Origin of the sequence: Kitasatospora purpeofusca (assembly GCF_000718025.1) — a bacterium.
GTDB lineage: Bacteria > Actinomycetota > Actinomycetes > Streptomycetales > Streptomycetaceae > Kitasatospora > Kitasatospora purpeofusca.
This window is the reverse complement of record NZ_JODS01000015.1, coordinates 103,744-130,368: the sequence shown is the minus strand read 5'-3', so window position 1 is coordinate 130,368 and position 26,625 is coordinate 103,744. Positions and strand designations below refer to the sequence as shown.

Genomic DNA, 26,625 nt, shown 5'->3' with positions numbered 1-26,625 from the left:
GCGGCGGTGCCCGGGCCGGCAGGGGCCCGGGCACCGCGCGGTCCCGGGGGAGGTCAGTCCAGGCAGAACTCGTTGCCCTCGACGTCCTGCATCACCAGGCAGGACTCGTTGAAGCCGTCGGCGCGCAGCAGGTGGAGGCGGGTGCCACCGAGGGCCTCCAGGCGGGCGCACTCGGCTTCGAGGGCGGCGACGCGCTCCTCGCCGACGAGGCCGGTGCCGACGCGGACGTCGAGGTGGAGGCGGTTCTTGACGACCTTGCCCTCGGGGACGCGCTGGAAGTAGAGGCGCGGGCCCACGCGTTCGGGGTCCTGTGCGACGAATCCGGCGCCCTGGCGTTCGGCCGGCAGGCTGCGGTCGTACTCGGCCCAGGAGGCGAAGCCCTCCGGCGCCGGCGGGACCACGTAGCCCAGCACCTCGCACCAGAACCGCGCGACCCGCTCGGGTTCCGCGCAGTCGAAGGTGATCTGGACCTGCTTGACCGATGCCATCCGTCCTCCGTCTCACACACTGCCGGTGTCCACCGGGGCACTCCCCGGTGATCGTTCACGGCGGGCGAGCCTGCCACAGGGTCGGACCGGGCTCAAGCGGTTTTCCCCGAGGACGCGGCGGGCGGAGCAGCCGACGGGGTGTCAGCGGACCAGGGGGAGGAACACCGTGTCGACGATCTCTTCGAGGGTGTCGTCGGGGACGGGGGCGAAGGTCGTCAGGATGTCGTGGCGCAGCAGGTCGAAGGGGAGCGACTTGAGGCGCGGGGTGAGGCGTTCGGGCCGGACCTCGCCGCGGGCGGCGGCGCGGGCGAAGAGTTCGTCGAGGGCTTCGGCGCGGCCGGTCACCAGGGGGTCGCGCAGGTCGGCCGGGTTGGTGCCGGTCTCGCGGTGGAAGTCGGCCAGGCGCAGGTTCATCACCGTGACCAGGCGGACCCGGGTCGGGGAGTTGATCTCGCGCATGAGGGCGAGGACGTCGCCCCGCAGGGTCCCGGTGTCGGGCTGGACGAGCGGGGACACCTTGAGGGTGTGGGCGACGGCGGCGCGGACGAGTTCCTCGCGGTTGGCCCAGCGGCGGTAGAGGACGGGCGGGCTGGTGCCCGCGCGCTTGACGACGGCGTCCATGGTGAAGCGGGCGTAGCCGTGGTCCGCGAGTTCCTCCCAGGCGGCGTCGAGCAGTGCCTTCTCCAGTGCCGGTCCGCGGCGTCGTTCGGCCATGGGCGCTCCTCCTTTGGAAAGACTTGCCTTTCTTATCCTAGCGGCCTAGCCTGACCACCGTAAGATAGATCGATGTATCTTAAGGTGGCTGCCGCTCATGAGCACTCCCGACCGCACGGGCCCCGACCGCACGGGCCCCGACCGCACCGACCCCCGTCGCACAGACCCCGACCGCGTGGACCCAGCCGTGTGGCGGATGGCGATCACCCTCGTCGTCGGCGCCCTCGCCGTCGTCCTGGACACCACCATCGTCAGCGTCGCCCTCGACGACCTGACCAAGGACCTCGGCGCCCCGCTCTCCACCGTCCAGTGGGTGGGCACCGGCTATCTGCTCGCCGTGTTCGTCACCGTCCCGCTGGCCGGCTGGGCGCAGGCGCGGTTCGGCGGACGTCGGCTGTGGGTGGCGGCCCTCGGCGGGTTCCTGCTCGGCTCGCTGCTGAGCGCGCTGGCCTGGGACGCGCCCAGCCTGATCGCCTTCCGGGTCCTCCAGGGTGCCGCCGCCGGCGTCATGATGCCGCTGATGGCCACACTGCTCGTGCAGGCGGCCGGGGGCCGCAACATCGGCAAGGTCATGGCGATCATCACCGTGCCCACCGCCCTCGGTCCGATCCTCGGGCCCGTACTCGGCGGTCTGATCCTGCATCTGGCCGACTGGCGCTGGCTGTTCCTCGTCAACATCCCCTTCTGCGCCGTCGGCGCCCGGCTCGCCCTGCGCAACCTGCCCGACGACCGGCCCGTCCCCGGCCGCCCCGGCGCACCGCTGGACGCGCTCGGCCTGCTCCTGCTCTCCCCCGGCTGCGCCGCCCTCGTGTACGGCCTCTCCCGGGTCGAGGGCAGCGCGGGCCTCGCCGACGCCGGGGTCCTCGTCCCGCTGGTCTGTGGACTCGCCCTGGTCGGCGGTTTCGTCGCCCGGGCACTGACCCGCACCGGCGGCGGCACCGTCGTCGACGTCCGGCTGTTCCGCCACCGCGCGGTGGCCTCCTCCGCGACCCTGCTGTTCCTCGGCGGCGTCTCGCTGTACGGCTCGATGATGCTGCTGCCGCTCTGGTTCCAGCATGTCCGGGGCGAGGATGCGCTCGGGGCCGGACTGCTGCTGGTCCCGCAGGGCCTCGGCGCGCTACTGGCCCGCGGCCTGGCGGGGCGGTACACCGACCGCCTCGGCGCCCGCCGGGTCGCCGTCGCCGCGTTCGCGCTCGTCGCCGCGACGACCGTGCCGTTCGCCTTCGTCACCGCCGGGACCGGTGAGTGGCTGCTCCTGGCGGCGCTGTTCGTCCGCGGCCTCGCCCTGGGTGCCGCCATGATCGCGCCGATGGGCGCCGCCTACGTCGGGCTGGAGCACGGGGAGATCCCCGACGCCAGCATGATCACCCGCCTCGCCCAGCAGCTCGGCGGCTCGGTGGGCATCGCCCTGATCGCCGTCGTCCTCCAGCACGCCACGGCCGGTGCCCACTCCCCCGACGCGCTGGCCGACGGCTTCGACACCGCCTTCCGGTGGGCCACGGCCCTCACCGCCGTGGCCGTGCCGCTCTGCCTGCTGCTGCCGGGCCGCCCCGCGTCGGCGGACGGTGGCGTGCCGCCCGCCACCGCGGACGAAACGGACGGAGCGACCGCAGCGGACGGAGCGACCGAAACCCGGTCGGCCGCCCAGGCCTGAACCGCGCGTTTCCGGCAACGTTCCTGGCGGGCAGCCGCCTCCCCCACTCCCCACCCAAGGAGAAGTCATGACGATCACCGCTGGCGGACGGACGTGCTCGACGCGCGGCCGGACGTGGTGTCCGTCCTCGTCAGCGCCAACGACATGGGGTGGCAGACGACGGCACCCGACGGCCGTCCGATCCCCGCCGCCGAGTTCGCGGCGGGCTACGACCGACTGCTCGCCCCGCTGGCCGCGGCGGGCACGCAGCTGATCCTCGTCGAACCGTTCCTCCTCCCGGTCGGCGGCACCTTCCGGGCCGGTCACGCGGTCGTCGACGACCAGGTGCGGAAGCTGTGGCGGGCCGATCCGGACCCGAAGATCGAGGCCGTCCACGAGCTCGCCCGCACGTACGGCGCGCGGCTGATGGCCGCGGACGACACGTTCGCCGGGCTCGCGGCACGGACCGGGCCCGAGCACTGGTCGGTCGACGGCGTGCACCCGACGCCGGCCGGCCATGCCGCCCTCGCCTCGGCCTGGCTGCGCCTGGTCCGGTGAGCAGCGGCGCGGCCCGGCGCAGGCGCGGCGGGCAGGCGCCGGGCCGGATCGGTCGCGGTGGGTGTCGGACCGGTTACTCATGGGCAGTCTCCCGGGCGGACGGCCGGGCACCGGCCTCCGCGACAGCACCGGCCACGGCAGCAGCGACAGCAGCAGGAGGACAGCATGAGTGACGACGACGCTCGCGCGATCGGCGGGCAGGCCGGAGCGGCCGGGGCGGCCGACCAGGAGGAGGCGCTGCGGGCCTCCGCCGCCTTCCTCGTCGACGAGGCGCTCGGATTCCTCTTCCCCGCCGCGCTCCGGGCCGCCGCCGAGGTCGGGGTCGCCGACCACCTCGCGGCCGGGCCCGCCCTCCCCGCCGACCTCGCCGCCGCGACCGGCACGGACGCCCGCAATCTGCACCGGGTCCTGCGACTGCTCGCGACCCGGGGCATCGTGGCCGAGGACGAGCAGGGCCGCTTCGCCCTGACCGGGGCCGGGCAGGCGCTGCGGAGCGATGTCCCGCACTCGGCGCGGACGGCGATCGGGATGCTGACGGACCGCACCATGTGGGGGCCCGCCGGTGAACTGACGCACTGTCTGACCGAGGGCGACACGGCATTCGAGAAGCTCTTCGGCATGCCGTTCTTCGACCACTTCGCCAAGGACGAGCGCACCGCCGCCGTCTTCCACGTCGGCATGGCGGCGATGTCCGATCCGGAGAACGCCCCGATCGCGGCCGCCTACGACTTCCCCGCCAGCGGCACCGTCGTGGACATCGGCGGCGGCCACGGCGGACTGCTGCTGGAGGTGCTGCGCCGCAACCCCGGCCTGGAGGGCGTGCTCTACGACCGCTCGCACGTCCTCGCCGGGAACCGGCTGCACGCGCACGGGGAGATCGCGGGCCGCTGGACGCCGCAGGACGGCGACTTCTTCTCCTCCGTGCCGTCGGGCGACATCCATCTGCTCAAGCGGATCACCCACGACTGGGACGACGACAGCTGCGTGACCCTGCTGGGCCACTGCCGGCGCGCCCTGCGGCCGGGCGGCCGGATCCTGGTCCTGGACGCCGTGGTGCCGCCGGGCAACGGGCCCCACCAGTCGAAGGCGCTGGACCTGATGATGATGGCCTCGCTCACCGGGCGGGAGCGGACCGAGGCCGACTTCGCGGAGCTCTTCGGGCGGGCCGGTCTGCGGCTGTCCCGGGTGGTCCCGACCTCGACGGTGCTGTCGGTGGTCGAGGCCGTCGCGGCCTGACGGGCAGACAGCCGGAGGGGAGTGGGCCGCTACCGGCCCGCTCCCCTCCGACGCAAGGCCGGGGTCGTCCCTGGGACGTCCCAGGGACGACCCCGGAGCGGGGATCGGCACAGCCAGGGCGCGGCTCAGCCCGCGGGCTGCCAGAGCTCGATCCGGTTTCCCTCCGGGTCGGTGACCCAACCGAACCGCCCGACGCCCTCCATCTCCTGCACGTCCTCCGCGACCGCGGCACCCCCGGCCCGGAGCTGGGCGAGCATCGCGTCGAGGTCGCGGACGCGGAAGTTCAGCATGCTCTGCTGGCTGCGCGTACCGAAGTAGTCGGTGGCGGCCTCGAAGGTCGCGAAGACGGTCGGCCCCTGCTCCTGCTGCCACAGGCCGTGCTCGTCCGTGTCCAGACCGAGGCTCTCGCGGTACCAGGCGGCCAGGGCGGCCGGGTCGGAGGCACGCAGGAAGTAGCCGCCGATGCCGAGGACGCGTTCCATGTTCCGGTTCCTGTTCTGTCGGGGTGGGGGCGGTGGCCATCCTCGCACCGGTGGAACCGCCGCCGGCCGACGGCCGGTGGCGACGGCGCGTTCCCCCGAGCTCGGAATACTCGATTCCACTTCTGGAATCGAAAGAAATTCCCCCTTCGGACAACCTGAAATTCCGTCAGAAGCCCTCCCACGACGGAACAGCCGCCGCGAATGCGGAAAGCGGGGAGCAATCGAACGAATCGCCCTCGATCAGAAATGACGGCGTCTCACGATTGGTCCAGACCACTTCTCAAATCCCAGCTCAGGGGCTCGCGGCCGAGTGAGACGTCTCAAAGCCCGCTTCCCCTCTCGAACCGGCCCGGTCGCTGCGGCAGAGTCGTTCCTCGCCGGGCGGTGCACAGCCCGCAACCGATCCGGGAAATCGACCGACGCCTCGACGACGCAGGCGTGCCGAATTCCCGATCCACCGATCGAGAGGCAAGAACGTGAAGAAGAAGATCGCGGCCGGCGTCCTCGCCGCCGCCACCCTGGGCTCGGTTCTGCTCGGCGCCTCCGCGCCGGCCTTCGCCAGCAGCGGCGGCTGCGTCAGCGGCGACGCCTGCCTCTACTACAGCCCGAACCTCCAGGGCGCGAAGTTCGGCAAGGGCGAGTACGGCAACTACAGCGGCAACTTCGGTGGTGGCGGCGCCGGCAACGGCCAGCCCGTCATCAACAACGCCGCCTCGGTGTCGAACATGGACCACTACCACAACCTCCGTGTCCACTACCGCGAGTTCAGCATCCGCGACTCCGGCCCGAACCAGTTCGTCCCGCACGACCAGTGGGTGAACCTGGGCGCCGTGCCGTGGAACGGCGGCTCCGTCAACATGCGCAACAACAACCACTCGCAGAGCTGGGAAGGCATCTAGCCAGCGGCCGACCCGGGTGCCGGGCCCCGATCACCGGGGCCCGGCACCCGGGTCGCACCCACTCCCCCGCACCACCCGCCGAACCGCCCGCCGAACCGCCCGCCGAACCGCCCGCGGCACCGCGCGGGCGGGTGCCCGAGGAGCCCCGCATGACACCCCCGCGCCGCGGCCGCCCGCTGCCGGTCCTGCTGCTGACCGCCGCTCTCACCGCCGCCCTGGCCCTGACCGCCGGCTGCGCCTCCGGTCCCGCCACGAACACCGCCGCAGCCGCCGCGCCGCCGTCCGCCACCCTCGCTCCGATGGAGCCGCCGCCGATCGGGGACGTCCCCCGGCTGAGCCGGGTGGACGACCGGACCCTGCCGATCGAGGCGTACCTGCTGAGCGGGGAGCAGTTCCGGCAGCTCGACACGGCCCAGGGCGTGCTGGTCACCCGGTGCGTCCGGGGGTTCGGCCTGGACTACTCCGCGCCGACGCCGACCGCGCCCGCCACGACCCAGACCTCCCACCGCTACGACCCGGTGGAGATCTCCGACGTCTCCGCGAACGGCTACCACTCGCCCGACCCGGACCGCGGGAAGAAGCCGGGCGCGGCGCCGTCCGTCAGCCCCGACGTCACCACCGTGCTCGGTGCCGGCCTCGGTCCGGACGGCAGGCCCGCCCCCGGCACCGCCACCGAGTACCGGGGCAAGAAGCTGCCGTCCGGCGGGTGCATCGCGGACGCGCAGCGGCAGTTGACCGCGCGCGGCGGCACCGGTCGGGACGCCGATGTCGCGGTGGGGGTCAACTACGAGGGCTTCGAGCGCTCGCGGCAGGACCCGCGGGTCCTGGCGGTCTTCCAGGACTGGTCGCGCTGCATGGCCGAGCGCGGGTACTCCTACGGCACTCCCGGGGACGCCCTGAAGGACCCGCGCTGGGGCGCCACCGCGACCCCGTCGGCCGAGGAGATCGCCACCGCCACCGCGGACGTCGACTGCAAGGCGCGGGTCAATGTGGTCGGCGTCTGGTTCACCGTCGAGTCCGCGTACGAGCAGGAGCTGATCCGGCTGAAGCAGCCGGAGCTGACTGGTGCGAAGGGCGCCAACGACGCGATGCTGACGGTCGCGGCCTCGGTGACGGCCACCGGCGTCTGAGCCGCAGGCGTACCTGCGACACGGGACCGCCGGCCCGGATGCGTCGGGGGACGACGCGTCCGGGCCGGCGGCGTGTCCGGGCCGGCGGCGGGTGCCGTCAGTTGACGTGGACCACCGGGGAGCCCGCCCGGCTGGAGTCGGCCAGCGGGCCGTAGGTCGCCGAGAAGTAGCCCTCACCCGGACAGAGGCCCGAGCCGCCGCTCTTGACGAAGTGCTCGTTGCGGAAGCTCAGGGTGTGGGTGGCGTTGTCGGAGGTGCCGGTGAAGGCACCGCTGAGCTGGTAGGTGCAGGTGAGGGTGCCGAACCAGCTGTTCAGCACGGCCGAGGCCTGGATCGGGCCGGCCGTACCCGCGGCGAGGACGACCGGCTGGCCGCCGCCGAGCGAGAGGTTGTAGGCGAGGTTGCCGACCGTGAGGCTCTTCACCGAGGTGACGCCCGTGACATTGGCCGTGCAGGAGCCGAAGCTCATGCCGGTCAGGGAGGCGGTCGCCGTGCCCGGCGCGTCGGGGTTGGTCAGGGCCCGGGCGGTGAACGGCGAGACGCCGCAGGTCACGCCGGTGGCACCGGTGGTGGCCGAGTAGAAGGTGGCCTTGGTCCCGGCGGCGAGCGACGCCACCAGGGTGTCGCCCGCGGCCACGGCCGCGCCGGCGGCGTCGCCGGTGGTGAGTACCGGGACGGCGGCGGGGGCGGCTGACGCCGGGACGGCGCCGACGGCCAGGGTCGCGGCGGACGCGGCCAGGGCAAGGCAGGTGCGGATACGCATGGGGGCCTCGTTCTCGGTGGGGGGCGGCGAGCGGGCACGCTTCCGGAGCCCCGGCAGGGGGCGGAGGTGGGGGTTTCCGGGAGCTGACTACGTTGTAGAGCGGTGTCCATGCACCGTCAAGGAGCCTGGCGCGACTTGTTGACGAATCGTCAGCAAGACGCCGCACGCCTCTTGCCAGCGGCACCGGGCGCTCCCTACCGTCGAGTACCCCCGGAGCACCGCTCTCCAAGGAGCCCCCGATGTCCTCGACCTCCCTCCCCCGAACCCCGCGCCCCGGGCGCACCCGGCGCCCCCAACACCCCCGACGCCTGCGCACCCTCCTCGGCATCGCGGCCGTGCTCGGCCTGACCCTGCCGGGCGCCACCGCGACCGCCGGCACGGCGGAACGCCCCGGACCGGCCGGTGCCGCCGCACTGCGGGAGGTGATGTTCGTGGGCAACAACTGGGACGGCACCGCCGACGTCATCACCTCCCGCGGCGACCTGGCCCGGATCGGCCGGATCGACGTCGTCCCCGACAAGGACCGGCGCCTCACCGAGATCTACCTCGACCCGATCAAGCTGGGCTACTTCCTCGGGATCAGGCTCGGCCCCGGCGAGGGCCACGACCAGTTCGTCGACGACATGTACTCGACCCCGGACGGCACGGCCGTCGTCGTCTCCCGGCCGAGCTTCGCCGACGTGGTGTCCATCGACCTCGCCAGCGGCCGGATCAACTGGCGCTTCCCGGTCGCGGGTTACCGGGCCGACCACATGGCGCTCTCGCCCGACGGCACCCGGGTCGTGGTCTCCGCCTCCACCGCCAACACCGTGCACGTCCTCGACATCGCCACCGGCCGCCAGCTCGGCTCGTTCCGGACCGGCGACAAGCCGCACGAGAACCTCTTCACCGACGGCGGCCGGTACATCTGGAACATGTCGATCGGCGACGTCACCACCGCCCTCGACGCCCCCTGGCTGGACTGGACCAAGGGCGACCGCCGGATCACCGTGGCCGACGCGACGACCTTCCGCACCGTGCGGGTGATCGACATGCGGGAGCGGCTGGACGCCTTCGGCCGCCCCGACCTGTCCGACGCCGTCCGCCCCGCCGCGTTCAGTCCGGACGGTTCGACGCTGTACTTCCAGGTCTCCTTCTTCAACGGCCTGGTCGAGTACGACGTCGCCACCGACCGGATCACCCGGATCAGGACCCTCCCCACCAACCCCGCGACCAACGAGGACCGCACCACCTGGGTCAACGACTCCCGCCACCACGGCCTGGCGATGAGCCCCGCCGGGGACAAGCTCTGCGTCGCGGGCACCGTGGACGACTACGCCACCGTGGTCGACCGGACGACCCTCCAGGAGGGGCCGCTGGTGCCCGCCGTCAAGCCCTACTGGGCGACCGTCAACGGCGACGGGACTTCCTGCATCGTGTCCGAGGCCGGGGCCGACCGGGTCAGCGCCATCGACTTCGCCACCGGGCAGCGCACCTCCTCGGTCGATGTCGGCGACCACCCGCAGCGCGTCCGGCTCGGCCACGTACCCGCCGGGTGGAGCGGCCCGGCGGCGCACTGACGCCGCCGACCGCCACCCGCCGGTCCCTGCGCTGCCCCGCCCTGCCCCGGGCGGGGGCCGGTCAGTCGTCCTGCCGCCGGTAGCCGGCGGTGCCGTGCAGCACCGCTCCGGCCGCCCGGGCCGACTCCAGGCTGCGGGTCAGCAGCTCGGCACCGGCCGCCGGGTCGAGATCCATCAGGCCCGGCGGCCAGGTGCCGGGCGGCACGACGAGCACCACGACGGCGCGCCGTCCGGCGGCGGCCGTCAGCCAGCCGGGCGAGGCCAGCACGTCGGAGGCCGGCTCCCAGGCCTGCCGGCCGCCCACCATGACCAGCCGGACCAGGGCGTTCCCCGCCAGTTCCACCACGGCGGTGGTGGCGGGCGGCTCCCCCGCGGCCAGGACGAACCCGCTGTCCACCGCGTTGTCGACGAAGGCCGCGAACAGGGCGGGGCCGATCTCCACGATCAGTTCGGCGAAGGGTGGTCCGAGCTCCACCGCACGCACTGCCAGGGCCCACACCATCGGCACCGAGCCACCGTCACCCGGGCCGTCCGTCTCGTCCGTGTCGTCCGCCATGCCCGGTCCAACGAGCCGGCCGCCGATCCGACGCGGCCCCGCCCGGGTGGTCGGGCGGGGCATCTCGCGGGAGGACGCTCAGGGCGTGTCCCGCGGTACGGCCGCGCGCAGCCGGCTCTCCAGGGCGACGACCTCGGCGAGCGGGGACGTGTAGAGGGCCGGGATCTCGGCCGCGAGGACGCGCATCAGCGCGACCGCCTCCGTCGCCGCGGCCAGACCGCCGGCCAGGTCGAGGCCGGCCTCGGCCCGGACCCGGGCGTGGAACGCCAGCGCCAGGCCCAGGTCGCCGCGCCGCGCCACCGGGTTGAGCGCGGCCTGCTCCCGCATCATCGCTACCGCCCTGGTGGTGACCTCGGCCGCCTCCCGGAACCGCCCCAGGTCGGCGAGCGCCGCCGCGTGCAGGGACAGCGAGTCGGCGAACAGCCCGCCGTGGACGCCCGGTTCGGCCCGGTCCAGTTCCTCCAGGATGGCGACCGCCTCCGCCACGGCGGCCAGCGACTCGGCCCGGCCGTTGTGCATCCGGGCCGCGTTGCCCAGCGCCATCGCGAGGTCCCGGCGGTGGACCGCCGGATTGGCCGCGGCCAGCCGGCGGTAGAGCGCCACGGCCTCCTGGATGCTCCTGAGCGCCCGGCGGTGCTGGTTGCGCGCCGACTGGCGGCGGGCCAGGTTGTTGACCGCCTGGGCGAGTCCGTGGGTGTGGACGGCCTGGTCCACCGCGACCAGCCGGCGGTAGAGGGTCACCGATTCCTTGGTGACGTCCAGGGCCTCGGCGTGCCGACCGAGCCGGGACAGCACCACACCGAGCTGGCTGAGCGCGTTGGCGAGCTGCGGCCGGAAGGCGTGGTCGGCGCGGGCGAGCTGCCGGTGCAGGTCGACGGACTCCCGGGTCACGGCGACCGCCTCCTGCGGGCGCCCGAGGCCCCACAGCGCGGTGCCGAGGCCGAGCAGGGTGGCGCCGAGCGGGGCGGTGAACGGCGCGGTCACGGCCTGTCCGCGCCCCAGGTCGACCGCCTCGGAGGCGGTGCGCAGGCACTCGTCCCAGCGGCCGAGTTTGGCCAGCGCCTCGCAGCGGAGCACCAGGACGTAGGCGAGTGCGGCCGCCGCCTCCCGGTTCGCGGGGCGGCTGCCGGCGGTGTGCCCGCGGAGGAGCGCGGCCGTCTCCTCGGTCGCCGTCAGGGCTTCCTCGTAGCGGCCGGCGAGCACCAGCCGGGCGCACCGTTCGAAGGCGGCCTGGGCGGTGCCGGACGGTGCGACGTGGTCGGAGGATCCGGCGACGGCGTCGGACGGTCCGTCCTGCGGTGGCGGCTGCTCGGCGCCCGGTATCTCCTCGGACATGGCCCTCCCTGGGTTCGGGAGCGGCCGCCGGGTACTCGAACCGCCGCTCGCTGAGGGGAACTGACGGTTCGTCGGATCACCGCCGGGCGGGCCCGGCGGTCTCCTCAGTATGCCCGGCCGGGCCGCCCCCGTACCGTCGAACGGCCGACTCCGGCCACCGGCGCGCACCGGCGGGGGCGGCGGCGGGGAGCGTCACGCCGCCACCCCGGCGACGGCGCCGGGGAGGGTCACGCCATCACCTTGGCGACGAAGGCGGCGAGGTTGGCGACCGTGCGCTCGATCTTCTCCTCCAGCGTGAGCGACTCGTGCAGCTTGGTGCCGACCTCCTTCTTGCCGCGGACGTACAGCGAGCAGGCGAGGTCGGCGCACATGTACGCGCCGACGGAGTTGCCCTGCTTGCCGGCCTTCCCGGCGCGGGGCGCCACCAGCAGCGAGACGCCCCCGGTGTGCGTGGTGACGCACAGCGAGCAGAGGCTGCGGCGGGCCTGCCAGGAGGCGGCGCCGGAGGAGCGCAGCGCGACCGCGACCGGGCGGCCGTCGAGCACGGCGGCGAGGTAGGCCCGGTCGGGGGCCTGCGGGTCGCGCCAGCCGAGGAAGTCCAGGTCGTCCCAGGGCTGCTCGGCCAGGTCGCGGGGGACGTTCAGGCGCGAGGCCTCACCCTTGGTGCAGTTGACGAAGGCGGCGCGGATCTCGGGTTCGGTCAATGGCTTCATAGGAAGCAACGTAAATTACCTAGGCGTCCTAGGCAAATGTATTATTGCCCCAGGTGAGCGAGAGGACGGGCATGGCACGCGTGGGACTGAACACCGAGCGCCTGACGGCGGCGGGGGCGGAACTCGCCGACGAGGTCGGCTTCGACAAGGTGACCGTTTCCGCGCTCGCGCGGCGCTTCGGCGTCAAGGACGCGAGCCTCTACTCCCACGTCAAGAACTCCCAGGACCTCAAGACCAGGATCGCCCTGCTGGCCCTGGAGGAACTCGCCGACCGTGCCGCCGCCGCGCTGGCGGGCCGGGCCGGCAAGGACGCCCTGACCGCCTTCGCCAACGCCTACCGGGACTACGCGCACGAGCACCCCGGCCGCTACGCCGCCGCGCAGCTGGACCTCGACCCGGAGACGGCCCGCGCCAGCGCGGCCGTCCGGCACTCGCAGATGACCCGGGCCATCCTGCGCGGCTACCGGCTCGCCGAGCCCGACGAGACGGACGCCGTCCGGCTGCTCGGCAGCACCTTCCACGGCTATGTCGCCCTCGAACGCTCCGGCGGGTTCCAGCACACCCCCCGCACGGCCGAGGACAGCTGGACCCGGATCCTGGACGCGCTGGACGCGCTGCTGCGGGCCTGGCCCGCCGCCTGACCGCGACCCTAGGCGAGGCGAGGCGAGCCGAACCGAACCGAGGCAGGGTAACGACGACGGGCTCCACCCGGCGCAGGCCGGTGGAGCCCTGTCGTCCGCGGGCCCGCCCCCGCTCCGCTCCGAGGCGGCGGGTACGGGCCGCGGGGGCCCGGCCGGGGCGCGGGCGTGGGGGAATCCCGCGCCCCGGCCGGGGGTCTGTCAGCCGGTGACCTCGACGACCGAGGTCCGACCGGCCGGGACGGTGACGGTGGCGTAGGTGTACACGGTCCCGTCGACCGTGACGGTGCGGGCGGTCTGCGCGGCGCCGTCGACCGTGATGCCGCTGTGGGCGCCGGTGAACCGGGCGGTCCAGGTCAGGTTCCCGGCGGCGGAGGTGTTGGTCAGCGTCGACCGGGTGCCGCCGTCGTGGCGCAGGGTCACCGTGCCGGTGCCGACGGGGACGGAGCTGAGCTGCAGCCAGCCCATGTCGGCGGGCAGGCCGGAGGCGGTGGTCAGCGCCCGGCCGGCGGCGTCGGGCTGGACGCCCAGCAGGCCCTGGACGGTCTGGCCGAGCAGGGTGAAGGCGATCTCGGGGTAGTCGCCGTTGAGGAAGCGCCCGGTGCTGTGGAGGGCGCCGGCCCGGTCGTAGACGTAGCGCATCCACTTCCAGCCGTTCGCGGGCTGGTTGTGGGCGAAGAAGACGTCGGGCAGGTAGGTGGCGGCCTCCAGGTTCTCGGGCGCGCCGCTGCCGGAGGCCTGGGCGTCGATCCAGGCCAGGTAGTCGTTCTGCCGGGCACCCGGGTCCATGATCCCCTTGAGCGGGACGAACCAGGAGTTCTCCTTGCCCCAGTCGCTGTACGCGGTGCCGTTGACGTCGTAGGCGCGCACCACCCGCCCGGGGTTCCTCGGGTCCACGCTCCAGGTGGAGTTGAAGTAGGACTTCAGGGTGGCGGCCCTGTCGTTCAGCCCGGCGGCCGCGGCGGTGTCGCCCTTGGCGGTGGCCAGCGCGGCGGCGGACAGGTAGGCCCGGTACTGGGAGGCGATGGCGTCGCCGGACTCGGCGAGCGTGGCACCGTTCTCGTTGTAGCTGGCGACGCCCTTGAAGATGTCGCCGCTGGTGGCCTGGGCGACGGGGACGCCGCCGTTGTCGATCGGGCCGGTGTGGCCGGTGATGTACGGGCCGACGGTGCTCGCGACGAAGCCGGACATCGCCGGGTCGTTCAGGTAGTCGGTGTCACCGGTCCAGCTGTACGCCTCGTTGATCTTCTGGGCGAGCTCGAAGGCGGCGGGCAGCTCGCGGACGAACGAGGTCGGGCTGCGGTAGTCGATCGACAGCGGGGTCTTCGCGTCGAAGTTGACCGCCCAGTACGGCATGTGGTCCGGGGCGCCGGCCGCCGAGGAGGCGAAGGAGCGGAGCATCGTCTTGGTGGCGCCGTCGAGGCCGAGCAGGTGGGCGCCGACCACCTGGTGGGCGAAGTCCCGCGAGTAGAAGCCGGAGCGGTACGGGTAGCCGGCCCAGTAGGAGGCGGCGTAGACGCCCTGGCCGCGGCCTCCGCTGTTGCCCTCGTCCGCGTTGAGGGCGCCGGTGGCGCCGGGCTGGGAGCTGAAGGAGTTGGCCTTGGCCCGGGCCCACTCGAACATCGCCGTGACGGTGGCGTCGGAGGAGGTGATCCGCGGCGCGTTGGGGGCGGCGGGGGCCACGGTGACGTCGTCGACGTTGACCCAGCCGCCGGGCGCCGAGTCGACGGCCACGGTGACGGTGTCGCCCGCCGCCACCCGCACGCCGGACACCGTGTACTGGGCGTAGACGCGCTGCGAGGGGATCGTCACGGTGCCTGCGGTGGTGCCGTTGACCTGCACGGTCAGGGTGCCTCCGGCCGCACCGGAGGCGATCCAGGCGCCGATGTCGTAGCCGCCGGCCTGCGGCGCGGTGGTGCTCCGGCTGATCCGGTAGCCGGTGCCGGCGTCCAGGTACGCGGCCCGCGAGCCGCGGTGCGCGTTGTTCCCGGCGGTGCCGGTGTGGGCGCCGAACGTCCAGCCGCTGCCGTTCTGTTCGAGGCCCGGGTCGCCGAAGGCCAGCGGGTCGGCCCGGGTCAGCAGCCACTGCTGGTTGACGCCGCCGTGGCACGTGTACTGCTGGATCCGCGCGTTCGGCGTGGGGGCGCCGTTCGGCAGGTCGAGGCAGAGCGCGCTGTTGGCGGGGTGGACCAGGAAGGCGCCGTCGGCCGCGCTCTCCAGGGTGAACTGCTCGTTGGCCGAGTCGTCGCAGGCGTACTCGATCAGCGCGGCGCCGGGGGCGGTGGAGGCGCCCTCGACGTTGAGACAGGACTGCGGGGCGGAGCGGTCGGCTATCCGGTAACCGCCGCGGCCGTTGAGGGTGAACTGCCAGCGCTGGCCCAGGACGCCCTGGCAGGGCTGCTGCACGACCGGGGTGCGGTCGGTGCCGGCGGCCCACAGGCCGCCCAGGCACTGGCCGCCGGCAACGGAGGCGACGGTGTAGGCGGCTCCGGCGGCCACCGGCTCGCCGGCGGCACGGGCCGCGCCGGCGGGGAGCAGGGTCAGGGCGCTCGCGGCGAGGGAGACCAGGCCCAGGTGGGCGTGGACGCGCCGCGCGCTGCGGCGGGGAACGGGGTGGGGCAACGTATCCTCCGACATCGTTGTGGAAGGGGCGCCCCCGGCGGCCTCAGGCCGGCGGCCGTCGGGGGTGGTAGGGGGCGGTCGTGCCGCGCACGACCACCTCCGGCTGGAACATCAGTTCGCCGACCGGGACCTGGTGGCCCGAGAGCAGGCCGACCAGGGCCCGGGCGACCTCGGCGGCCAGCCGGTCGACGGGCTGGCGCACCGTGGTCAGTGGGGGATCGGTGAACTCCATGAGCGGGCCGTCGTCGTAGCCGATCACGGAGATGTCCTCGGGGACGGACAGCCCCTGCCGGCGGATCGCCCGGATCGCGCCGAGCGCCATCTGGTCGCTGGCGGCGATGACTCCGGTGACGCCCTGGGCGAGCAGCTGCTCGGCGGCGAACTGGCCGCCCTCGACCGAGTAGGTCTGGTGCACCACGAGCTGCTCGTCCTCGCCGAGGCCGAGCGCCGTCATCGCGGCCCGGTAGCCGGCCACCCTCCGGTCGGTGGGGCGGTTGCCGACCGGGCCGGCCGCCATCGCGATCCGGCGGTGGCCGAGGCCGTGCAGATGGCGCACCGACAGTTCGGCCGCGTAGGCGTCGTCGGTGGAGAAGGCGACGGAGGAGCTGTCCTCGAACCGGCCGTTGATGCAGACATAGGGGACGGGGCGGTGTTCCAGCAGTTGGAGGACCTCGGGGTCGAAGTTCTCCAGGGTGTTGCTGGCGGAGCAGAACACTATCCCGCTGGCACCGAGGTCCAGCAGGGACTTCAGGAAGTCGCGCTCCTGCACGCCGCCCGGCAGCGCGGGGCAGACCACGGCCCGCAGGCCGTGCGGGGCCAGCGCGAGGCCGATCCGCTCCGCCATCACGCCGAAGATCGGGATCGACAGCCCCGGGGTGATCACCCCGACGATGCCGCCGGAGGCGGCGCCGCGCTCGTAGCCGACCTCCTCCATGGCGCGCTCGACCAGCTGACGGGTCTTCTGCGACACGCCGGCCTTGCGGTTGAGCACTCGACTGACGGTGGCCACGCTGACACCGGCGTGCTGCGCGACTTCGGTGATCCCGATTTTCTCGTGCTCCATTTCCCTGCCCCCAATGCGTTGATCGTTTGGCCGGTCGGCCGTAACTATGTCATCCCGTGGCCTCGGTGACGTCGCACAGGCCGCCGGCCGGGACGGCGACCGAGTGCAGGCCCTCCGCGAGGTCGAGCAGCAGCTCGGAGCCGGGGCGGCCGGCCGCGTCGTAGGGCTCGATCCGGACCCGGCGGGCGGGTCCCTCGACCTCCAGCAGCAGGCGGCCGGTGGTCGAGGCGTTCACCAGGGTGAGGGCCTGCCAGGGGCCGGTGGGCAGGGTGACCGGCCGCTCGTCGTAGGCGGTGACCACCCACTGCTCCCCGTGCCGGGCGGTGACCTGCGGGTACAGCTCGTCCGGACGGCCGGGCTCGTAGTGGCCGCCGGTCAGGGCGGGTGCGAGCCGGCGCCAGGCGGCCAGCCAGAACGCCAGCGCCTCCCGGTGCGGCGCGGGGAGTTCGGTGAGCCGGGCGGAGATCTGCGGCACCGAGTGGAGCGCGCCGTGGACCTGCCGGGCGAGCACCTCGGGCGCGCCCTGCGGGTCCCACATCAGCATGTCGGAGTGGACGGCGCCGCCGGGGGCGAGCATGGCGATGTCCAGGGTGCGGACCCGGTTGGCGACGGCGTCGGCCGGGCAGTCGATCGCGCGCAGCAGGTTGCCGTAGGCGGTCATGGCCGGGCCGGTGTAGCGCTGGCGCAGCTCGATCACGAACTCGTCGCCGCGCAGTTCCCTGAGCTCCTCGCGCAGCAGGCCGAGCAGCAGGGCCATCGCCTCGCCGACGTCGGCGACGAAGCCCGGGCCGGCGTCCTCGGGCGCGGGGGCCGCGCCGTAGGCCACGGCCTCGTCCAGGAAGTCGATCTTCAGCCCGTCCAGGCCGTAGTCGTCGACGGCGTCGCGGCAGACCCGGACGACGTGCTCGCGAACCTCGGCGTGGCGCGGGTCGAGGATGCGGCAGTCCAGCCGGTGCACGTAGTGCGGGGCGAACCGGGCCCAGGTGCGGTGGGCCTCGGCGCGCTCGCCGAGCAGCAGCGGGGCGATCCAGGCGGTGTAGCGCAGCCCGGCCGCCCGGACGGTCTCGACGTGGGCGCGCAGGTCGGGGAACTTGACCGGGTCGGCGGTCCAGTCGCCGCAGCCGGCGTAGCCCCGGCCGTCGCCGTGCAGCTGCCAGCCGTCGTCCAGGAACAGCTGCCCGCAGCCGAGTTCGGCCGCGAGCGCGGCCTCCCGCTCGACGCCGGCGGCGGTGACGTCCTGGGCGAAGGCGTACCAGGTGGAGTAGACCGGGGTGCGGCCGAAGTCGGGCGTGGGCATCGGGGTGCCGCCGGGCAGGGCGGCGAACCACTCCCGCAGGTCGCGCAGGGCGGCGGCCAGGCTCGCGCCGGGCGCGGCGAGCCGCAGCCGGACGGTCTCCCCCGCAGCGAGCGGGAAGCGCAACCAGACGCCGAAGCGCTTGTGCTCCTCGCTGACCCCGAAGCGCACGGCGGTCTGCCGGACGGTGCGGTCGGCGGCGAAGGCGAGCATGGTGCGCCCGGCGGTGTCGTACAGGCAGCCCACCGGGGCGGAGTCCACCAGGGAGACCGGGCGCCAGGGCGACCAGTCGGCGGGCAGGGTGCGCTCCCAGCCGGCGTTGGGGTGCCAGTAGCCGGCCGCGTCGCCGAGCGGGACGTCCAGGCGGACGGTCACCTCGGTGTCGGCGGTGGCGGTGATCCCGGCGCTGTCCCAGGCGGTGTCGTCGGCCGCGTGGGCCGTGTCGACGGTGCCGGGCTCGGCCTGGACGGTGATCCGGGCGCCGAGCAACAGCAGTTCGTGCGTGCCGCCCTCCCACTGGTCCGGGGTGAAGGTGGGCAGCGCGGCGAGGTCGATGGAGCCGGTCTGCACGGCGGGCCTCTCTCGGGTCGGGGTCGGGGTCGGGGTCGGGTCGGGAGTGGTACCGGCGGTGCCGGGGGTGTCGGTGGTGCCGGTGGTGGTAGCGCGGGCGGTGCCGGTGGTGGTACCGCGGGCGGTGCCGGGGTCCTGCGCTGCCGCGGTCACTGCTTGACGGCCCCGGCGAGCATCCCGGAGACGAAGTGCTTCTGCAGGAAGAGGAAGAGCACGGCCATCGGGACCGCCGCGACGGCGGTGCCGGTGAGCAGCTGGCCGTAGTCGACGTCGGAGCTGCCGGTGAGCGCCGCCAGGGCGACCGGGACGGTGTACGAGGCCGGGTCGCGCAGCGCGATAAGCGGCCACAGGAAGTCGTTCCACTGGAACAGGAACAGGAACATGGCGAGCGCCGCGAGCGCCGGACGCATGGTCGGCAGGGCGATCCGCAGGAAGAGCCGCAGCTCGCCGCAGCCGTCGATCCGGCCGGCCTGCAGCAGTTCGTCCGGCAGCGCGCTCATGGACTGCCGCATCAGGAAGATGCCGAACGGGAGGGCCAGGTTGGGCAGCAGCACGGCCTGGTAGGTGTTGAGCCAGTCCAGGTTCACCATCATCTTGAACAGCGGGACGATGGTGAGCTGGGTCGGCACCACCAGGGCGAGCAGCAGCACGGAGAACATCAGGCCCTGGCCGCGGAAGCGGAACTTGGCGAAGCCGTAGCCGGCCAGGGTGCAGACGATCCCGCCGAGCACGGTGTAGGTGACCGACAGCATCAGGGAGTTGAGCACCACCCGGCCGAAGCCGACGGACTCCTCCAGGTTGCCGAGGTTGGTGCCGAGCTCACCGCCCGGCAGCAGCTTCGGCGGCCGGCCGAAGATGTCGTGCGAGGTGTGGGTCGAGGCGATCGCGAGCCAGTAGAGCGGCGCGACCGTGAAGGCGAGCAGCGCGAGCATCCCGGCGGTGAGCAGCACCTGGCCGCGTCGGGACGCGCGGAACGCGGGGCTGGTGGTGGCGGCCATCAGTCCTCCTCCTTGGCGAGCTTGACCTGGACAAGGCCGAACAGCGAGATGATCAGGACCAGCGCGTAGCCGATGGCGGACGCGTAGCCGAAGTCGAAGTACCGGAAGCCGGTCTGGTACAGGTACACGCCGATGGTGGTGGTGGCGTTGTCGGGGCCGCCGCCGGTCATGATGAACGGCTCGTCGAAGAGCTGCAGGGTGCCGATGGTGGAGAGCACCACCGTCAGCAGCAGGGCCGGGCGCAGTCCGGGCAGGGTGACGTGCCAGAACCGGCGCAGGGGGCCGGCGCCGTCGACGGCGGCGGCCTCGTGGTGCTCGGCCGGGATCGACTGGAGCCGGGCCAGGTAGATGACCGCGTTGTAGCCGGTGTAGTGCCAGGTCAGCGCGAGCATGATGGACACCCGCGCCCAGAACGGGTCGTTGAGCCAGTGCACCTCGGGCAGGCCGACCAGCTGGAGCAGCCAGTTGACGGCGCCGGAGTCCTGGTTGAGCAGGGCGCCCATCATCAGGCCGTAGGTGACCAGGCCGGTCACCACCGGCAGGAAGAAGCCCAGGCGGAACAGCGGCTTCCAGCGCAGCAGCGCCGAGTTGAGCGCCACGGCCAGGCCCAGCGAGAGGGCGAGCATGACCGGCACCTGGACGACCAGGATCAGCGCGGTGTTGCCGAGGGCCTTCCAGAACAGCGGGTCGTTCAGCAGCCGTTCGTAGTTGCCGAGGCCGGTCCAGGTCTGGGTGGTGCCCTCGGTCCGGTACAGGCTGAGGACGAAGGACCAGACCACGGGGTACAGCCGGAAGGCGGCGAACAGCGCGAGGGCCGGGAGGACGAACAGGTACGGCGCCAGGCGGGCGCCGCCGCCCCGGCCCGACCGCCGGCGGGCCGGGGCGGCGGCGGGTCCGGGGTGGGATCCGGCTCCCGCCCTCGCCGGTGCGGCGGTCGTCATGCCTGGGCCCTCAGGGTCTGCTGGACGAGCTGGTCGGCGGCGGCGCGCAGCACGGTGGCCGGGTCGGCGCCCTGGAGCAGGACCTTGGTCTGGGCGTCGTCGATGACCTTGAGCGCCCGGGCGTAGTCGGCGGTGTAGTTGGTCGGCACCGAGGGCCTGGACAGCTCCTCGAGGAGCACCTCGGCGTACTTCTGGCCGCCGAAGTAGGCGCTCTCGGTGTGGAAGGCCGGGTCGTCGTAGGCCTTGAGCAGGGCCGGGAAGATGCCCTTGTTCTTGTAGATCGGGACCTGCGACTCGGGCCGGGTGAGGGCGAACTCGGCGAAGGCGAACGCCGCCCGCTGGTTCTTGCTGGAGCCGGCGACGGCCAGGTGGGTGGAGTTGACGATGGCCGAGCGCGACCCGCCGGGGGTGACGGCCGGCGGGAGCATCAGGCGCCAGCTGCCGCTCTGGTCGGCGGCGAGGGACTCCATGTAGCCGCCGTACCAGGCGGGGTTGGGGCAGACGGCGACCTTGCCGGCCTTGACGGCGGCGTCGTAGCCGGGCGCGCCGGGCGAGCCCTGGACGTCGAGCAGCAGCCCGGCGTCGTTCATCTCCTTGATCAGGGTGAGCGCCCGGACGGCCTCCGGCGAGTTGATGGTGATCTTGCCGTCGATGTTGAAGTAGAAGGTGCCCTGGAGCTGGAGCAGCAGCTGGAAGAGGTTGGCCGAGTCGGCCTGCGAGGCCGAGCGGTCCACGGCCAGCAGCGCGGTGCCGGTGGCCTCCTTGACCTTCTTGCCCGCGGCGATGACGTCGTCCCAGGTGGCGAGCGAGGCGGCGTCGACGCCGGCCTTCTGGAAGAGGTCGGAGCGGTAGAAGAAGCCGCTGGCGTTGGCCTCCCACGGCAGGGCGTAGACCTTGGACTGGCGGGAGACGGTCTGCCACAGGCCCGGCGCGAAGGCGTCGGCGTACTTGTTGGCGCCCAGCGCGCCGAGGTCCGCGAGGCCGCCGGGGAACTTCTCGATGTAGCCGGGCAGGTAGTCGACGCCGATGTGCAGCACGTCGGCCAGTCCCTGGCCGCCGGCCGCCATCGCGATGGTGATCTTGTCCCAGATCGCCGGGTTGCCGATGTCCTGGACGGTCACCTTGACCTTGGGGTGGACGGCGTTGAAGGCCGGTATCAGGGCCTTGAGCTCGGCCGCCGGGTTCTTCCAGCTCCAGACGGTGACCGATCCGGACAGCTCGCCGGAACCGCCCGCGTCGCCCCCGCCGGAGTCAGAACCGCCGCACGCCGCCAGGACCGAACCCCCGCCGGCGGCCACCGCGGCCGCGCCGATCCCCTTGAGGAAGCCACGCCGACTCGGCCCGCCCACGATTCTGCCACCCATGCCCGGAGCTCCTTCGCTCTGCTCGGGACCGCCGCCGCACGCGGCGGTCCCGACCGATTGCGACGCACCACCGATCGGTGCCGCCGCCGTCCCGCCGATCGCGGGAACGGGAGTGAATCTAGCCAGGCCACGAAGGGGTTAACAACAGTTTTCGAAAATTTTTCGTCGTGTAGAGCGAAAACGTTACAACGTGACGACCGAGCCCGGGCCCGGGCATGCGAAAGCCCGTGCCGCCGGTCACCGGCGGCACGGGCTTCGCAGGTCAGCGCGGTGGGAGCCGGGCGGTACCGAAGCGTCGGCGGTAGTCGGAGGGGGTGGTGCCCAGATGGTGGGCGAAGGCCCGGCGCAGGCTCTCGTCACTGCCCAGCCCGCTGCGCCGGGCGGCCGAGGTGACGCTGTGGCCGTCCAGCAGCAGCTGCTGGGCGCGGTCCAGCCGCACCCGCTCGACCCAGCGGGCCGGGGTGGTGTCCAGCTCGGCGCGGAACAGCCTGGTCAGATGACGGGTGCTGACCGCCGCGGTGGCGGCCATCGCGGGCAGGCCGTGGTCGGCCGCCGGGTCGGCCAGGACGGCCTCGGTGACGGCGCGCAGCAGGTCGCCCAGCGCGGGCGGACCGGCCGCGGCGGTGGAGAACTGGGACTGGCCCCCGGGGCGCCGCATGAACATCACGAGTTCGCGGGCGATGCCCCGGGCGGTGTCGACGCCGTGGTCGTCCTCGACCAGCGCGAGGGCGAGGTCGATGCCCGCGCTGATGCCCGCACCGGTGTGGAAGCGGCCGTCGCGCACATGCAGGGCGTCGGGCTCGACGCGCACCTCGGGGTGGCGCCGGGCCAGCGCGGCGGCGTGCCGCCAGTGGGTGGTGGCGCGGCGGCCGTCCAGTTGTCCCAGCGCGGCCAGGACGAAGGCGCCGCTGCAGACCGTGGCCACCCGCCGGGCCCGCTCGGTGAGGTCCCCGGCGGCGGCGAGCAGTTCCCGGTCGGGCCCCCGGACGGCGAGGTGGTCGGCCCCGGCGATCACCAGGGTGTCCAGCGGGCCGGTGTCCGCCGCGGCGACGGTCCCGGCGAGGGCGACACCGTTGGAGGCGGTGACGGTGCCGCCCCAGGGCGAGACCAGGACGGTCGGGTAGGGGTGGCCGAGCGCACCGGCCAGGTGGAAGACCTCCAGCGGGCCGCTGAGGTCGAGCAGGGTCAGCTCGTCGAACACGAGGAAGGCGACCCGGCCGGGCGGGTCCTGCTCCGTCGTGGCCTGCGCCGTCGTGTCCGGATGCGTCGTGGCCTGCGCCGTCGTGTCCGGATGCGTCGTGGCCTGCTCCGTCGCGCCCGGATGCGTCGTGTCCGGATCGGTCATGTCCGGATCCGTGGTGCGGAGGGCAGAAAGGACATGGCGCCAGGCTACGCCACCGCGCGACAGTGGAGGGGTTCGCCGAGCGGTACCGAGAGACCTTCGACGTACCGGAAGTACCGGAAGTACCAATGGAAATGGGGAAGTCGGGATGAGCGAGACGATTGCCGGAGTGCGGGTCCCGGACAGCGCCCTGGCCCGGGAGGCGACCGAGCTGGTGCGGGACGCCGCCCCGCCGCTGCTGTTCGACCACTCCCGCCGGGTGTTCCTGTTCGGGGCGCTGCGCGGCGCCGAGCAGGGGTTGGACTACGACCCGGAGCTGCTCTACGTCGGGGCGATGTTCCACGACCTCGGGCTGACCGGGCGGTTCGCCCGCACCGACCGGCGGTTCGAGATCGACGGCGCCGAGGAGGCCCGGCGGTTCCTGCTCTCCCACGGCATCACCGGTGAGCCGGCCGACCGGGTGTGGACGGCGATCGCCCTGCACACCACCCCGGAGGTCCCGCTGCACATGGCGCCCGAGATCGCCCTGGTCACCCGGGGCGTCGAGCTGGACGTCCTCGGCATCGGCTACCACGCGGTGAGCGACGAGCAGCGCGCCGCCGTCACGGCCGCGCACCCCCGGCCGGACTTCAAGAACCGAATCCTTGCCGCGTTCACCGAGGGCATCAGGGACCGCCCGGCCAGCACCTTCGGCAATGTCAAGGCCGACGTCCTGGCGCATTTCGTCCCGGGCTTCGAGCGGGGCGACTTCGTCGAGGTGATCCTCGGCTCGGACTGGTACGAGTGAGGCCGGTGCCCGCGGGGTGAGCGCGGCATCCGGGCTCCGCGGCGGTCCCGCCTCACCCGCCCGGGGTGGTGCGCGCGCGGGCGGGGGGCGTCACCGTGGGCCACGGGGGGGTCGGACCCCGGTGCCCGGTGGTCCGGTCGGCTCGTTCTCCGGAGGCAGGCGATGGACGACTACCCGCTGCTCAACATCTTCCTCACGACCATGTGGATCTTCCTGTGGATCCTCTGGTTCATGCTCCTGTTCCGGGTCTTCGGGGACCTCTTCCGCGACGACTCGGTCGGCGGCTGGGGCAAGGCCGGCTGGTGCGTGCTGCTGATCGTGCTGCCGTTCCTGGGCGTGTTCGTCTACCTGATCGCCCGCGGCAAGGGCATGGGGATGCGGGAGGCGGCCCGGGTGAAGCAGGCGGACGCCGAGTTCCGGGACTACGTGCGGGACGCCGCCGGGTCCGAGGCCAAGCGGCCCAGCGCCACCGAGGAGCTGGCCCGGCTGGCGGACCTGCGGCGGGACGGCTCCATCACGGAGGAGGAGTACCAGCGCGCCAAGGCGCTCGTGCTGGAGTGACCGGCCCGCAGGAGAGGCAAGGGGAACGGTGCCGTCAGGGGCCCTGGACCGTCACGGTCGGGGGTCCCGGCGGCGCGGGCGGCACCGGCGGCGTCGGCGGCCCGGGCGGCGGGGGCGGCTCCGCCGGCGGCGGCTCGGCCGGGGCGGCGGTCCGGTAGGCGGGGGCGAGGAACTCGCGGACCGCGAACGCGGCCAGCACGACCACGGCGAACCAGAACACCACCATCGCCGTCGGGTGGTCCCAGAAGGCGAACAGCACGGCGGCGACGACCAGGATCGCCACGCCCGTCCAGCGCTTGTAGCGGCGGACGAAGCGCTCCGCCGGCCCGGCCCGGAAGCCCGCCGAGTCGGCCGCCGAGCGCAGTGCCGCCACCCCGTGCCCGGCCACCGAACGGACGGTGACGGCCGCGCGCGAGGGGCCGATGAGGAAGGCGCCGAGCACCACCACCAGCGCCAGGAAGCCGACCACCCGCACCGAGGTGCGCAGATAGGTCACCAGCGCGTCGTAGACGGCGCCGGCCGCGGCGGGCGAGGCGTCGGTGGGCAGGTGGTCCAGGAAGTAGGAGCGGAACACCGTCAGCGCGATGCCGAGCAGCAGCATCGCCGCCGCGATGCCGAGGGCGGCACCGGCCAGCGCGCGGCGGCGGTTGACGGCCGTGAACACCGCGCCGGCCGCGACCAGGACCGTGACCACCGGCATCCACCAGCCGAGGATCTCCAGCAGCCGGAAGCCGCCGCGGATCTTGGCCAGGTCGGGCGAGGAGAACACCACGAACTGGGTGTGCACCTCCGGGATCTTGGCGGCGGGCGCGAACCCGGCCTGGACCAGGGCGGTCTTCACCCGGTCCACCATCGGCCCGATGTCGATCACGACCTCGTCGTTCTTCAGCACCACCGCGCCGCCGCCCTCGCCGGTGAGGGCCTTGACCATGGTGGCGTGCCCGGCCCGGACCGCCTCCTCCCAGACGGTGGCGAAGGCGTCGCTGGTGACCACCCGTTCGGCGGCGGAGTGCACCAGGTTGGTCAGCGCCCCCTCCAGCGGGCCGGTCAGGCCGCCCAGCAGCTGGGCCAGCCGGGGCGGCACACCCTGCTCGGCGGCGGCCTGGGACAGGTCGTTCACCAGGGCCTTGACGTCGACCTGCTCCGTCGCGGCGTCGGTGATCCGGTTGGCCAGGGCGTTCTGGACGTCGGGGTTGTGGGCGAGCGGCGCCATGGTGGCGACGAACCGGTCGGTGTCGGTGATCTCGTCGTGGGCCCAGACCGCGATGACCGCGAGCAGCGACAGCACGGACGCGACCACCACCAGGACGACCGAGCCGGTGGTGCGCAGCCGGTGGTGCTCCTTCCTGCCCCGGGCGTCCGCCTCCAGCTCGGCGACCCGGCGGTGCAGCGCGTCCAGTTCGGCGCTGTCCGGGCGGTCGGGCTGCGAAGGGCCCGGCTGCGAAGGGTCGGGCTGCGCGGGGCCGGGCTCGGTCGGTGGCATGGGCGCGGCTCCTCGTTCTGGGCGGCCCGGGGTCGGGGGGCGCCCCGGGCGGACCGGTGGCGCCGGGGGCGCGAACACCGGTGCACCCAGCCAAGGGCCCCGCGCGGCGCTCGGCGAGCAGGGCTGACCCAGCGGGGTGACCCCGGCCCCGTCCGCCACCCGGTCGCCCGGCACCCCACCGACCCGTCCCCGTCCCCTCCGTCACCCTGTCGCCCCGTCCCTCCGTCACCCCGAACAGGTGAGCCGCCGACCGCGGGCGGCGGGTTAGCGTCGCTGCGGGTCGGTGTCCGGGCGGCGCCCGGACCGGCCCCCGACCGGCGCACCCGACCGGCCGGACCGCACGCCCTGACACCAGGAGGAGCCGACGTGAGCAACGCACCCGATGCGCCCGGTGGGGCGGACGAAACCGAACCGGTCGACCTCGGCCCCATCGACTACCTGGTGATCGCGTTCCCCGGCAGCCACCTCAGCGGCGAGGGACTGCCGCTGCTCGTCGACCTGGTCGAACGCGACATCGTCCGGATCCTCGACCTGATCTTCGTCCGCAAGGACGAGGACGGCACGGTCACCGCCGTCGAACTGGCCGACGTGGACGGCGACGGGATCCTCGACCTGACCGTCTTCGAGGGCGCCTCCTCCGGTCTGCTCGGGGACGCCGACGTCACCGAGGCCGGTCTGCTCCTGGAACCCGGCGACTCCGCCGTGGTGCTCCTCTACGAGAACCGGTGGGCCGCCCCGCTGGCCGCCGCCCTGCGGCGGGCGGACGCGCGCATGGTCGCCAGTGGCCGCGTCCCGGTCCAGGACCTCCTGGAGGTGCTGGACGCGCTGGAGGAGCTCGACGCCGCCGGCTGACCCGCGCGGCCCCCACCCCACCCCCGATCTCCCTCACCCCAGGC

Annotated in this window: 25 protein-coding genes and 1 pseudogene; 11 read left to right on the top strand and 15 right to left on the bottom strand. The window is 73.7% G+C overall.

Annotated features, from left to right (window positions below):
• Window positions 1-53: 53 nt before the first annotated feature.
• Together IF01_RS0122090 and IF01_RS0122085 are read right to left on the bottom strand one after the other, a co-directional pair.
• Window positions 54-488 (bottom strand): VOC family protein, encoded by a 435-nt coding sequence (locus tag IF01_RS0122090; RefSeq protein WP_030395222.1) that lies wholly within the window; start codon window positions 486-488, stop codon window positions 54-56.
• Between the two features lie 141 nt (window positions 489-629).
• A complete protein-coding gene (locus tag IF01_RS0122085; protein ID WP_030395221.1) occupies window positions 630-1,202 on the bottom strand; it encodes a TetR/AcrR family transcriptional regulator in 573 nt (190 codons plus the stop codon).
• Window positions 1,203-1,398: 196 nt separating this feature from the next.
• Between IF01_RS0122085 and IF01_RS0122080 the strand changes: the two genes are divergently transcribed.
• From IF01_RS0122080 to IF01_RS0122070, 3 genes and pseudogenes are all read left to right on the top strand, one after another.
• Window positions 1,399-2,856 carry an MDR family MFS transporter gene (locus IF01_RS0122080; RefSeq protein ID WP_244215590.1) on the top strand — a complete coding sequence of 486 codons (1,458 nt, stop codon included), beginning with the start codon at window positions 1,399-1,401 and terminating at the stop codon, window positions 2,854-2,856.
• 81 nt (window positions 2,857-2,937) lie between these two features.
• A pseudogene (locus IF01_RS0122075) lies at window positions 2,938-3,393 on the top strand (GDSL-type esterase/lipase family protein); the annotation flags it as partial.
• 165 nt (window positions 3,394-3,558) lie between these two features.
• Window positions 3,559-4,629, top strand: coding sequence for a methyltransferase (locus IF01_RS0122070; protein ID WP_078880184.1), 1,071 nt, complete (start codon window positions 3,559-3,561; stop codon window positions 4,627-4,629).
• Window positions 4,630-4,754: 125 nt separating this feature from the next.
• Here the strand turns inward: IF01_RS0122070 and IF01_RS0122065 are convergent, their stop codons facing one another.
• Complete coding sequence (locus IF01_RS0122065) at window positions 4,755-5,111, bottom strand: VOC family protein (protein WP_030395217.1); 357 nt, start codon at window positions 5,109-5,111, stop codon at window positions 4,755-4,757.
• 32 nt (window positions 5,112-5,143) lie between these two features.
• Here IF01_RS0122065 and IF01_RS48400 point away from each other — a divergent pair, with 32 nt between their 5' ends.
• The 3 genes from IF01_RS48400 (at window position 5,144) to IF01_RS0122055 (ending at window position 7,140) form a co-directional block, all read left to right on the top strand.
• Window positions 5,144-5,425 carry a hypothetical protein gene (locus IF01_RS48400; protein WP_157855308.1) on the top strand — a complete coding sequence of 94 codons (282 nt, stop codon included), beginning with the start codon at window positions 5,144-5,146 and terminating at the stop codon, window positions 5,423-5,425.
• Between the two features lie 162 nt (window positions 5,426-5,587).
• Window positions 5,588-6,010 (top strand): hypothetical protein, encoded by a 423-nt coding sequence (locus IF01_RS0122060; protein WP_030395216.1) that lies wholly within the window; start codon window positions 5,588-5,590, stop codon window positions 6,008-6,010.
• 149 nt (window positions 6,011-6,159) lie between these two features.
• On the top strand, window positions 6,160-7,140 hold the full coding sequence (locus tag IF01_RS0122055) for a hypothetical protein (RefSeq protein ID WP_030395215.1): 981 nt from the start codon (window positions 6,160-6,162) through the stop codon (window positions 7,138-7,140).
• A 97-nt stretch (window positions 7,141-7,237) separates the two neighbouring features.
• On the opposite strand, the gene IF01_RS0122050 is transcribed toward IF01_RS0122055, so the two are convergent.
• Window positions 7,238-7,903, bottom strand: coding sequence for a hypothetical protein (locus tag IF01_RS0122050; RefSeq protein ID WP_030395214.1), 666 nt, complete (start codon window positions 7,901-7,903; stop codon window positions 7,238-7,240).
• A 239-nt stretch (window positions 7,904-8,142) separates the two neighbouring features.
• Between IF01_RS0122050 and IF01_RS0122045 the strand changes: the two genes are divergently transcribed.
• Entirely contained in the window at window positions 8,143-9,462 is a 1,320-nt protein-coding gene (locus tag IF01_RS0122045) for a YncE family protein (RefSeq protein WP_078880183.1), read from the top strand.
• 61 nt (window positions 9,463-9,523) lie between these two features.
• Here IF01_RS0122045 and IF01_RS0122040 read toward each other — a convergent pair whose 3' ends face one another.
• From IF01_RS0122040 to IF01_RS0122030, 3 genes are all read right to left on the bottom strand, one after another.
• Window positions 9,524-10,018: a hypothetical protein gene (locus tag IF01_RS0122040; RefSeq protein WP_030395212.1), complete on the bottom strand. Its 495-nt coding sequence runs from the start codon at window positions 10,016-10,018 to the stop codon at window positions 9,524-9,526.
• Window positions 10,019-10,096: 78 nt separating this feature from the next.
• On the bottom strand, window positions 10,097-11,353 hold the full coding sequence (locus IF01_RS0122035) for a tetratricopeptide repeat protein (RefSeq protein ID WP_030395211.1): 1,257 nt from the start codon (window positions 11,351-11,353) through the stop codon (window positions 10,097-10,099).
• 227 nt (window positions 11,354-11,580) lie between these two features.
• Window positions 11,581-12,066, bottom strand: coding sequence for an FBP domain-containing protein (locus IF01_RS0122030; RefSeq protein WP_030395210.1), 486 nt, complete (start codon window positions 12,064-12,066; stop codon window positions 11,581-11,583).
• Between the two features lie 71 nt (window positions 12,067-12,137).
• On the opposite strand from IF01_RS0122030, the gene IF01_RS0122025 reads away from it, so the two are divergent.
• On the top strand, window positions 12,138-12,707 hold the full coding sequence (locus IF01_RS0122025) for a TetR/AcrR family transcriptional regulator (protein WP_030395209.1): 570 nt from the start codon (window positions 12,138-12,140) through the stop codon (window positions 12,705-12,707).
• A 198-nt stretch (window positions 12,708-12,905) separates the two neighbouring features.
• Here the strand turns inward: IF01_RS0122025 and IF01_RS0122020 are convergent, their stop codons facing one another.
• The 7 genes from IF01_RS0122020 to IF01_RS0121990 form a co-directional block, all read right to left on the bottom strand.
• Window positions 12,906-15,326, bottom strand: coding sequence for an RICIN domain-containing protein (locus IF01_RS0122020; protein ID WP_051755870.1), 2,421 nt, complete (start codon window positions 15,324-15,326; stop codon window positions 12,906-12,908).
• Window positions 15,327-15,369: 43 nt separating this feature from the next.
• Complete coding sequence (locus IF01_RS0122015; RefSeq protein ID WP_030395207.1) at window positions 15,370-16,389, bottom strand: LacI family DNA-binding transcriptional regulator; 1,020 nt, start codon at window positions 16,387-16,389, stop codon at window positions 15,370-15,372.
• Between the two features lie 49 nt (window positions 16,390-16,438).
• The gene (locus tag IF01_RS44155) at window positions 16,439-18,406 is read right to left on the bottom strand and encodes a glycoside hydrolase family 36 protein (protein ID WP_051755869.1); all 1,968 of its coding nucleotides are present in this window, start codon (window positions 18,404-18,406) and stop codon (window positions 16,439-16,441) included.
• The gene (locus IF01_RS0122005) at window positions 18,403-19,251 is read right to left on the bottom strand and encodes a carbohydrate ABC transporter permease (protein WP_030395205.1); all 849 of its coding nucleotides are present in this window, start codon (window positions 19,249-19,251) and stop codon (window positions 18,403-18,405) included. The genes IF01_RS44155 and IF01_RS0122005 overlap by 4 nt, the downstream gene beginning before the upstream one ends.
• Window positions 19,251-20,192 (bottom strand): carbohydrate ABC transporter permease, encoded by a 942-nt coding sequence (locus IF01_RS0122000; RefSeq protein ID WP_030395204.1) that lies wholly within the window; start codon window positions 20,190-20,192, stop codon window positions 19,251-19,253. Before IF01_RS0122000 ends, IF01_RS0122005 begins: the two co-directional genes overlap by 1 nt.
• Window positions 20,189-21,556, bottom strand: a complete 1,368-nt coding sequence (locus IF01_RS0121995) for an ABC transporter substrate-binding protein (protein WP_094745616.1) — start codon at window positions 21,554-21,556, stop codon at window positions 20,189-20,191. The genes IF01_RS0122000 and IF01_RS0121995 overlap by 4 nt, the downstream gene beginning before the upstream one ends.
• Before the next feature lie 262 nt (window positions 21,557-21,818).
• Complete coding sequence (locus tag IF01_RS0121990) at window positions 21,819-22,901, bottom strand: GlxA family transcriptional regulator (protein ID WP_078880181.1); 1,083 nt, start codon at window positions 22,899-22,901, stop codon at window positions 21,819-21,821.
• Window positions 22,902-23,046: 145 nt separating this feature from the next.
• Here IF01_RS0121990 and IF01_RS0121985 point away from each other — a divergent pair, with 145 nt between their 5' ends.
• Together IF01_RS0121985 and IF01_RS0121980 are read left to right on the top strand one after the other, a co-directional pair.
• The gene (locus IF01_RS0121985; RefSeq protein ID WP_030395201.1) at window positions 23,047-23,685 is read left to right on the top strand and encodes an HD domain-containing protein; all 639 of its coding nucleotides are present in this window, start codon (window positions 23,047-23,049) and stop codon (window positions 23,683-23,685) included.
• 162 nt (window positions 23,686-23,847) lie between these two features.
• A complete protein-coding gene (locus tag IF01_RS0121980; protein WP_030395200.1) occupies window positions 23,848-24,246 on the top strand; it encodes an SHOCT domain-containing protein in 399 nt (132 codons plus the stop codon).
• Window positions 24,247-24,280: 34 nt separating this feature from the next.
• On the opposite strand, the gene IF01_RS0121975 is transcribed toward IF01_RS0121980, so the two are convergent.
• Window positions 24,281-25,729: a TgpA N-terminal domain-containing protein gene (locus IF01_RS0121975; RefSeq protein WP_208624341.1), complete on the bottom strand. Its 1,449-nt coding sequence runs from the start codon at window positions 25,727-25,729 to the stop codon at window positions 24,281-24,283.
• A gap of 366 nt (window positions 25,730-26,095) precedes the next feature.
• On the opposite strand from IF01_RS0121975, the gene IF01_RS0121970 reads away from it, so the two are divergent.
• A complete protein-coding gene (locus IF01_RS0121970) occupies window positions 26,096-26,581 on the top strand; it encodes a DUF6325 family protein (RefSeq protein WP_051740264.1) in 486 nt (161 codons plus the stop codon).
• The last annotated feature ends 44 nt before the right edge of the window (window positions 26,582-26,625 follow it).

Coding starts and splice junctions, on each gene's coding strand:
- IF01_RS0122085 (WP_030395221.1), bottom strand. CDS start 1,202: ATGGCCGAACGACGCCGCGGACCGGCACTGGAGAAGGCACTGCTCGAC.
- IF01_RS0122055 (WP_030395215.1), top strand. CDS start 6,160: ATGACACCCCCGCGCCGCGGCCGCCCGCTGCCGGTCCTGCTGCTGACC.
- IF01_RS0122090 (WP_030395222.1), bottom strand. CDS start 488: ATGGCATCGGTCAAGCAGGTCCAGATCACCTTCGACTGCGCGGAACCC.
- IF01_RS0121995 (WP_094745616.1), bottom strand. CDS start 21,556: ATGGGTGGCAGAATCGTGGGCGGGCCGAGTCGGCGTGGCTTCCTCAAG.
- IF01_RS0122065 (WP_030395217.1), bottom strand. CDS start 5,111: ATGGAACGCGTCCTCGGCATCGGCGGCTACTTCCTGCGTGCCTCCGAC.
- IF01_RS0122025 (WP_030395209.1), top strand. CDS start 12,138: ATGGCACGCGTGGGACTGAACACCGAGCGCCTGACGGCGGCGGGGGCG.
- IF01_RS0122045 (WP_078880183.1), top strand. CDS start 8,143: ATGTCCTCGACCTCCCTCCCCCGAACCCCGCGCCCCGGGCGCACCCGG.
- IF01_RS0122050 (WP_030395214.1), bottom strand. CDS start 7,903: ATGCGTATCCGCACCTGCCTTGCCCTGGCCGCGTCCGCCGCGACCCTG.
- IF01_RS0121985 (WP_030395201.1), top strand. CDS start 23,047: ATGAGCGAGACGATTGCCGGAGTGCGGGTCCCGGACAGCGCCCTGGCC.
- IF01_RS0121980 (WP_030395200.1), top strand. CDS start 23,848: ATGGACGACTACCCGCTGCTCAACATCTTCCTCACGACCATGTGGATC.
- IF01_RS0122070 (WP_078880184.1), top strand. CDS start 3,559: ATGAGTGACGACGACGCTCGCGCGATCGGCGGGCAGGCCGGAGCGGCC.
- IF01_RS0122005 (WP_030395205.1), bottom strand. CDS start 19,251: ATGGCCGCCACCACCAGCCCCGCGTTCCGCGCGTCCCGACGCGGCCAG.
- IF01_RS0122080 (WP_244215590.1), top strand. CDS start 1,399: ATGGCGATCACCCTCGTCGTCGGCGCCCTCGCCGTCGTCCTGGACACC.
- IF01_RS0121990 (WP_078880181.1), bottom strand. CDS start 22,901: ATGACCGATCCGGACACGACGCATCCGGGCGCGACGGAGCAGGCCACG.
- IF01_RS0122035 (WP_030395211.1), bottom strand. CDS start 11,353: ATGTCCGAGGAGATACCGGGCGCCGAGCAGCCGCCACCGCAGGACGGA.
- IF01_RS0122015 (WP_030395207.1), bottom strand. CDS start 16,389: ATGGAGCACGAGAAAATCGGGATCACCGAAGTCGCGCAGCACGCCGGT.
- IF01_RS0121975 (WP_208624341.1), bottom strand. CDS start 25,729: ATGCCACCGACCGAGCCCGGCCCCGCGCAGCCCGACCCTTCGCAGCCG.
- IF01_RS0122000 (WP_030395204.1), bottom strand. CDS start 20,192: ATGACGACCGCCGCACCGGCGAGGGCGGGAGCCGGATCCCACCCCGGA.
- IF01_RS0122030 (WP_030395210.1), bottom strand. CDS start 12,066: ATGAAGCCATTGACCGAACCCGAGATCCGCGCCGCCTTCGTCAACTGC.
- IF01_RS0122040 (WP_030395212.1), bottom strand. CDS start 10,018: ATGGCGGACGACACGGACGAGACGGACGGCCCGGGTGACGGTGGCTCG.